Source organism: Thermodesulfobacteriota bacterium, from assembly GCA_040758155.1.
Classification (GTDB): Bacteria; Desulfobacterota; Deferrimicrobia; order Deferrimicrobiales; family Deferrimicrobiaceae; genus UBA2219.
The window spans coordinates 1-6,267 of record JBFLWB010000136.1; the positions used below are offsets into that span (position 1 = coordinate 1).

The window sequence follows — 6,267 nt, forward strand, 5'->3', positions numbered from 1 at the left end:
CGGAGATGATCATCGACCGGCGCTCGCGTCCCATCATCACCTTGTCCTTGGCCATCTCGAAGCAGGCCATGGACACCTTGGTAAGGTTTGAGCTCGCAGCGTGAAGAGCGGCCTCGTTGCACAGATTCGCAAGGTCGGCGCCGGTGAACCCGGGCGTCCCTTTCGCCAGCGTCTCGAGGTTGACGTCGTCCCCCAACGGGATCTTCCGGGTGTGGACGCCGAGGATCTGCTCCCTGCCGCGGACGTCGGGCTTCGGCACCACGACCTGCCGGTCGAAGCGGCCGGGACGCATGAGGGCCGGGTCGAGGACGTCGGGGCGGTTCGTGGCCGCGATGAGGATGAGCCCCTCGGTCGATTCGAACCCGTCCATCTCGACGAGGAGCTGGTTCAGCGTCTGCTCCCGCTCGTCGTGCCCGCCGCCGAGCCCCGCCCCGCGATGCCTCCCCACCGCGTCGATCTCGTCGATGAAGATCAGGCACGGCGCGGATTTCTTCCCCTGGATGAACAGGTCGCGCACCCGGGCCGCGCCCACCCCGACGAACATCTCCACGAAGTCGGACCCGCTGATGGAGAAGAACGGAACGCCCGCCTCCCCCGCGATCGCCCGCGCCAGCAGCGTTTTCCCGGTCCCCGGCGAGCCGACCAGCAGGACCCCCTTCGGGATCCGTCCGCCCAGCTTGGTGAACTTCTTCGGATCGCGAAGGAAGGCGATGATCTCCTGGAGCTCCTCCTTCGCCTCCTCGATCCCCGCCACGTCCGCGAAGGTGACCTTGTTCGTCGACTCCGTCAACAGCTTCGCCCGGCTCTTCCCGAAGGACATGGCCTTGCCGCCGCCCGACTGCATCTGGCGCATGAAGAAGATCCAGACGCCGATCAGGAGGAGCATCGGCAGCCAGGAGACGAGGAGCGTCATGTACCACGGGTTGTCGTCGAGCGGTTTCGCCGTGATCTGGACGCCGCGCGTCCGCAGCGTCTTCACCAGGTCGGGATCTTCCGGCGCGAACGTGTGGAAGACCTTCTTCTGCATGCCGGAGGATTCGGTGTATCTCCCGGTGATCTCATGCCCCTTGATGGTGACGTCCCGGACTTTCCCGGAATCCACGGAGGCGATGAACTCGGAGAAGGATATTTCGTCGGTCTCGGCGTTCTGGGCCTTGAACGTGTTGAACAGGAAGAACATCGCCATGATGATAAGGACCCAGAGGGCGAGGTTGCGATAGAACGGGTTCAAGCGGATGGTCTCCTCCGGCTACTTGAAATAACTTAGAATTTTAGCATACCTCGTATCCGCGGTCACGGCCGCATGGGCCGAGCGGATCACGCCCGGGACCCAGAGGATCGTCCCTTCCGAATCGCAGACCGCGGGCCGGCCCCACCGCTCCTCCCTCGGGATCTTCCGGTCGATCAGGACCTCCTTCAACTTCTTCTCCCCCTCCTGCCCGAACGGAAGGATCCGGTCCCCGTAACGGAGCGGGCGCACGCGAAGCGGGAGCCTGAGGCGTTCTGCGTCGAACACCTCCGCGTTCCCCCGCCCGGCGATCCGCTTCGCCACGGCGGGGGTCACGTTCCTCCTCTCTTCGGTCCGCAATCCGCCCGCCAGGGCATCCGCCGCTTTCGATTCCGCCTTGACCAAGCGGGCTTCCTCGTATCGGTTGACCAGTTCCCAGCCCTTTCCCGCCTTGATCCGCCCGGAAGGCTTTCCTGTGAGGATCGAACGGTCCATGGCCTCCAGGAGACGCTCGTTCGGCGCTAATCCGAGTTTTTCAAAACAGGCCTTCTGCAAAATCCTCACGCGCAGCAGCGACGGCATAATGGAGTACGTTTTCCGGTTAATCATAAATTCCACGGAAGGCTCCCCGGATCCCTTCTTGACGTTTCGACGGATCCAACGGTTCGCCTCATTTTCAAGGTAGCCGTCGATCTCACGGAACCTTTCTCCCAACGTGAAGATCCTCTTCTTCACCTGTTTCCCGTACCGCTCGACCAACAAGGGGACAAGGACATGTCGGATCCAGTTCCGTTCGAACCGGGTGTCCAGGTTGGACCGGTCCAGCCGGTATGGGATCCGTTTCCTTTTCAGGTACTTTAGAATATCCTCTTTCCACTCGCCGAGGATCGGCCGGACGATCCCGTCTTCCGTCTCCCGCGGAATCCCTTTCAGCCCCGCGATGCCGGCCCCTTCCAGGAATCGCATGAGGACCGTCTCGATCTGGTCGTCGGCGGTGTGCGCCATGGCGACGGCCGCGCCTCCGTATCCGGCGGACAGTCCCTTGAGGAATCCGTGCCGGGCCCTCCTTGCCCGGTCCTCGAAACCCTTCCGGGAGCCGCACTTCTCAATCCTGCATATTCTCGTTTCCAATCCATATTTTTTAGTTAGATGTTCAACCAATGCCTGATCCTTTTCCGATTCCGGGCCGCGCGTGCCGTGATTGACGTGCCCGACCACGATCTTCCGTTTTTCGCGCCGGACCAGACCTTCCAGCAGATAGATCGAGTCCGGTCCTCCGGACACCGCCGCGATGATGACGTTTCGCGTCAAGGCCTTTTCGGTTCCGACAGCAGTCGTCGAAGGTATTCGCCGTATCCGTTGTTTTTCATCTGCGACGCCAGCAACGCGATCTCCTCCCGGCCGATGAAACCCATCCGGAACGCCACTTCCTCAATGCACGAGATCTTCAGCCCCTGCCGCTTTTCGATCGTCTCCACGAACGTCCCCGCTTCGAGGAGCGAGTCGTGCGTTCCCGTGTCCAGCCAGGCGAAGCCTCTTCCGAGGACCTCCACCCTCAGCGCCCCTTTCCGCTGGTACGCCTTGATCAGGTCCGTGATTTCCAGCTCCCCCCGTGCGGAGGGCTTGAGGGAGGATGAGATTTTCGCCGCATGACGATCGCAGAAATAGATCCCGGGGATGGCGTAGCTCGATTTCGGCTGCTTCGGCTTCTCCTCGATGCTGAGCACCCTGCCCTTTCCGTCGAATTCCACGACGCCGTAGCGTTCGGGATCCCGCACGAGGTACGCGAAGATCACCGCGCCGTCGCGGCGGGCCTCCGCCTTTTTCAGGATCGACTGGAATCCTTGGCCGTGGAAGATGTTGTCGCCGAGAATCAGGCAGGACGGATTGTTTCCGATGAAATCCTCTGCGATCAGGAACGCCTGCGCAAGCCCTTCCGGCCGCGGTTGCTCGGCGTAGGAAAGGTCGATTCCCCATTGGGACCCGTCCCCCATCAGTTCCCGAAACCGGGGAAGGTCGGTCGGGGTCGAAATGACGAGGATGTCCCGGATGCCGGCCAGCATCAGGGTGGAAAGGGGATAATAGATCATCGGCTTGTCATAGATCGGGAGAAGCTGCTTGCTCACGACCTTCGTGATCGGATACAGGCGCGTCCCTGCGCCACCGGCGAGGACGATTCCCTTCCGAAGCGCCGATCCACCTTTATTTCCCACGGCATCCCCTCTCTTCATTCGCGTATTTTGACATCCTCCCCTCCCACGGCGGCAGGCCGCAGCCGGTTGGCGGAAAGGGACAGGTTCCTGCTTTAGTGCCTATATTAAGTCTTTTTTTGACTGCGACCAAACATTGGAAACCATGGTGCATTCGCATTTGCCTTGCGCTTTCCTTCCCCGACTTTACGGCAGGGGTTTAACGCGCTCCGGATCAAGAAGGACCACCTATAGGCAATTTATAAGCAATAACGGGAAAGATATTTCACACCTCGGTTTCGCTGACTCCGGCGAGTCTTCTAACGAGTGTATTTTATTATGTTTTAATGTAATCTGGAAACGATTGCGATGGGCTTGTTCCTTGCTATTATATTGTGTCAGGAGGCGGTGCAACCCCGATGTTCGATCATTCGTTCCTGCCCAAGTGCTCGATCGATTATCCGCTGGAGATCGCTCCGGAGGAGATCGCCTCCCTCGCCCATCCCGTAAACACCCTGTTGAGAAGCAGTTACCTGATCGGTGGATCCTTCAGCTTCGAGGAAACGTTCAACTCGTTCTTCGACGTCGCCGCCGAGATCGCCGGCGCGGAAGTTTGCGGCATCCTCCTTCCGGGGGAGAATGCGGTCGGGACGTGGGAACTCAAGGTCGGTCGCCGGATTTCCGTTTCCGGAAGGCAGGAAATCCTCGAAGAGCTCGCCGCCCCCGCCGTCATCGCGTCCCGTTTCGGCAAGGCGATCTCGGTGGAGGCCGATGCGGGTCCGTGGGCTTCGCCGATCTGCGAGGCGTGGGGATCGCGGCACCTCCTGGCGTTCCCCCTCCACCGCGACCGCGACATCGCGGGGACCCTGGTTTTCGGCAGAAAAGAGGTTCCCTTCACCGGCGTGCACGCGAAGCTTCTTTGCGCTCTGGCGATGCAGGCGGAAAACCACCTTTACCGGCACGAGCCGGTCCGGGGGCTCTCCGTCTATTCCTTCATCGACCCGCTGACTCACCTGTACAATCGCCACTATTTCGACAACCAGCTCGAAAGGGAGATCCTTCGCGCGCGCAGGTCGGGATCCACGTTCAGCCTGCTGCTGTTCGACCTGGACCACTTCACGGAGTACAACATCCGGTTCCATAATTCCTCCGGCGACATCGCGCTGCAAGAGTTCGCGGACGTCCTCCGGGGCTGCATGAGGGAAGTCGACACGCTGGCGCGGTACGGGGGGGACGATTTCGCCGTCGTCATGCTTGACAGCGACGCTTCCGGAGCCCACTCGCTGGCATCGCGCGCCATCGAGCGTTTCCACAAGCACCTCGTCCCGGGCTTCAAGGACGCGCGCACCGAAAGACTTTCCGTAAGCGTCGGCATCGCGTCGTTCCCTTCCGACTCCTTCGATTTCAACGACCTGGTCGACAAGGCGGAACGGGCGCTCGCCGCGGCGAGGGGACAGGGCGGCGGCCGCGTCTGCACCTTCCACGAGTCGGTCCTTCCCTCAACGGGGCAGCGTCCGGCAGCCGAGCTTCCCATCCGGAAAATCTACGACGCGGGCCGCTCCGTCGTCGACATGGACCGGTTCCTGGAGATCCTCCTCTTCACCGGCATGCAGGGGATTTCCGCGAGCCGCGGGTCGATCGTCGTCCGCGCCTCCGAAGGAAGCGACTTCACGCTCCGCGCGGCCATCGGGTTCAGCCGGAGCGAGGAGCACCTCGCCGGTTCGGCCGTCTTCAGCCCCGGTCCGATCACAAGCTGGGTGGTGGACCACCAGCTTCCCCTCGTCGTCGCAAGGACGGAGGATTCCCCGGTCGGGGAGCCGCATCGGAAGAACGGCTACCAGACCGAGTCCTTCCTCTCCATCCCGCTGACACACATGGGGAACACGCTCGGAGCCCTTCACCTGACCAACAAGAGGGACGACCAGGCGTTCACGAGGGAGGACCTCCACGCCCTGTACCCCATCGCGACGGAGATCGCCTCGATTCTGACCCAGGGAATGACCTTCCGGGAGAACGTCAGGAACTTCTCCCTCACGATCCTCTCCTCTCTCAAGGACGCCCTCGAGATGCGGTACCCCTTCCTCTCGGGCCATTCCGCGCGGGTCCGGGACCTCTGCCTGCGGACCGGCAGCCGGCTCGGCCTATCGAAGGAGGAGCTCGACGTCCTGGATCGCGCCTCCATCCTGCACGACGTGGGGATCATTGGCGTCCCTTCGAACATCCTGTCCAAAAAACGCGCCTTGAACGACAGGGAGGTGGAAATGGTCCGGAAGCACCCCTTCCTCGGAGCGAAACTGCTGGAAGGAGTGCCGGGGATGGACGCGATCCGGCGGGCGATCATGGAACACCATGAGAATTTCGACGGGTCGGGCTACCCGAACGGCCTGCGCGGCTCCGACATCTGCATCTCCGCGAGGATCCTCGGCGTGGTGGAGTATTTCGACTCGATCACATCCGATCGTCCGTACCGCGGGAGCTTGAAGCCCGAGGAAGCGCTGAAGCTGGTCCGCAACGGAGGCAACACCCTTTTCGACCAGGAGGTCGCTTTGGCGTTCGAAGCCGCCGCACCGTTCCCGGATCCCACGACGGCAAGCGCGAACTAAGGCAGGATCCTCACGTTTCCCGGAAGGATTTCCAGTCGATCTTCAGCACCTGGATCTTGTAGTTCAGCACCCTCGGGGTGATCCCGAGCAGGCCGGCGGCGTCCCTCTGGACCCCCCGCGAGATGCGGAGCGCCTGGCGGATGGCGTTGCGCTCCAACTCCTCAAGGACCAGCGTGTCGTGCACGACCAGCCCTTCCCCCTTCGGTTGCGCGCTCTCCAGGGTCAGGTCGCTCGCCTCGATCAGCGT

Annotated in this window: 5 protein-coding genes; 1 reads left to right on the forward strand and 4 read right to left on the reverse strand. The window is 62.0% G+C overall.

Annotation, left to right across the window (positions count from 1 at the left end):
* The 3 genes from ftsH to rfbA form a co-directional block, all read right to left on the reverse strand.
* On the reverse strand, positions 1 to 1,231 hold a 1,231-nt coding region (gene ftsH, locus AB1346_09055), incomplete at its 3' end, for an ATP-dependent zinc metalloprotease FtsH (GenBank protein ID MEW6720584.1).
* Positions 1,232 to 1,249: 18 nt separating this feature from the next.
* Complete coding sequence (gene tilS / locus AB1346_09060; GenBank protein ID MEW6720585.1) at positions 1,250 to 2,539, reverse strand: tRNA lysidine(34) synthetase TilS; 1,290 nt, start codon at positions 2,537 to 2,539, stop codon at positions 1,250 to 1,252.
* Complete coding sequence (rfbA, locus tag AB1346_09065) at positions 2,536 to 3,441, reverse strand: glucose-1-phosphate thymidylyltransferase RfbA (protein MEW6720586.1); 906 nt, start codon at positions 3,439 to 3,441, stop codon at positions 2,536 to 2,538. Before rfbA ends, tilS begins: the two co-directional genes overlap by 4 nt.
* Before the next feature lie 395 nt (positions 3,442 to 3,836).
* Between rfbA and AB1346_09070 the strand changes: the two genes are divergently transcribed.
* A complete protein-coding gene (locus tag AB1346_09070) occupies positions 3,837 to 6,020 on the forward strand; it encodes an HD domain-containing phosphohydrolase (protein MEW6720587.1) in 2,184 nt (727 codons plus the stop codon).
* 10 nt (positions 6,021 to 6,030) lie between these two features.
* On the opposite strand, the gene AB1346_09075 is transcribed toward AB1346_09070, so the two are convergent.
* The coding region (locus AB1346_09075) for a helix-turn-helix domain-containing protein (protein MEW6720588.1) at positions 6,031 to 6,267 on the reverse strand (237 nt) is incomplete at its 5' end.

Coding starts and splice junctions, on each gene's coding strand:
- AB1346_09070 (MEW6720587.1), top strand. CDS start 3,837: ATGTTCGATCATTCGTTCCTGCCCAAGTGCTCGATCGATTATCCGCTG.